Origin of the sequence: Halobaculum sp. EA56 (genome assembly GCF_051195075.1) — an archaeon.
Classification (GTDB): domain Archaea; phylum Halobacteriota; class Halobacteria; order Halobacteriales; family Haloferacaceae; genus Halobaculum.
This window is the reverse complement of the sequence record NZ_JBNTJX010000109.1, coordinates 1-996: the sequence shown is the minus strand read 5'-3', so window position 1 is coordinate 996 and position 996 is coordinate 1. Positions and strand designations below refer to the sequence as shown.

The window sequence follows — 996 nt, the reverse complement described above, 5'->3', positions numbered from 1 at the left end:
GCAGACCTGATCGTCAAATCGGCCGTGAAAGAAGCGCTCAACGACCACAACGTCTCGGCGGATTTCTACGAGGCGCTAGATGACGAGGTAACTGAAGTGCTCGAAGATGCAATCCGGCGTGCCGAGGCAAACGATCGGAAAACTGTCCAGCCCCGCGATCTCTAGGTCGCCCGGAACGTACCACTCCGCCGCTCGAACTCACTGCCTGTTTTAAGAGGCTCGTGACTGGAAGGTACAGTAATGAGTGTCACAACGGAGTCAATTCAAGTCGAGAACGTGGTTGCATCGTCCGATATCGGCCAGGAACTCGATCTTGAAACGCTCTCCGAAGACCTAGGAGCGACCGACTACGATCCCGATAACTTCCCAGGTCTCGTGTATCGGATGCACGACCCAAAAGCCGCAGCACTCATCTTCCGCTCGGGAAAAGTCGTCTGCACGGGTGCGAAAAGCGTTGACGACGTGACGACGGCCCTTGAGGATGTCTTCGACGAACTCCGCGAGTTGGGCGTCGATGTCGCTGCTTCGCCAGCGATTGAAATCCAGAATATCGTCTCAAGTGCCGATCTCGACCACACACTCAATTTGAATGCGATTGCGATCGGCTTGGGGCTCGAACACATCGAATACGAACCAGAGCAGTTCCCCGGACTCGTCTACCGTCTCGACGATCCGGACGTTGTCGCACTCCTCTTTGGCAGTGGGAAGCTCGTCATCACTGGCGGCAAGCAACTTGACGACGCCGAACGAGCCCTCACGAAGATCGAAGACCAGCTCAACGATCTCGGGTTACTGGACTAATTTGGGGACTCGAAACCGGTAGTCGGATTTGCTGCCACTGGGGGGTACATTTTTGTCTCTCCTGTCCACTTTTTAAGGCGAATCGATGGCCGATGCTGAACGCGAGGGAGATGAAGTCCGCTCCGGGGATGTTCTTTCAGTGCAGGAGCTGAACGAGCGGATTGCATCGGCCATCGAGAACACGCCTGCTCTCGA

General features: G+C 55.7%; 2 protein-coding genes. Both read left to right on the top strand.

Annotated features, from left to right (window positions below; translation table 11 throughout):
- The coding region (locus tag ACQUQ1_RS22415; protein ID WP_435066387.1) for a DUF1931 domain-containing protein at positions 1-165 on the top strand (165 nt) is incomplete at its 5' end.
- Positions 166-240: 75 nt separating this feature from the next.
- Positions 241-801, top strand: a complete 561-nt coding sequence (locus ACQUQ1_RS22410; RefSeq protein WP_435066386.1) for a TATA-box-binding protein — start codon at positions 241-243, stop codon at positions 799-801.
- Positions 802-996 lie beyond the last annotated feature (195 nt).

What these genes read in the sequence shown, in the direction of transcription:
- ACQUQ1_RS22410 (WP_435066386.1), top strand. Translation starts at nt 241, where the DNA reads ATGAGTGTCACAACGGAGTCAATTCAAGTCGAGAACGTGGTTGCATCG.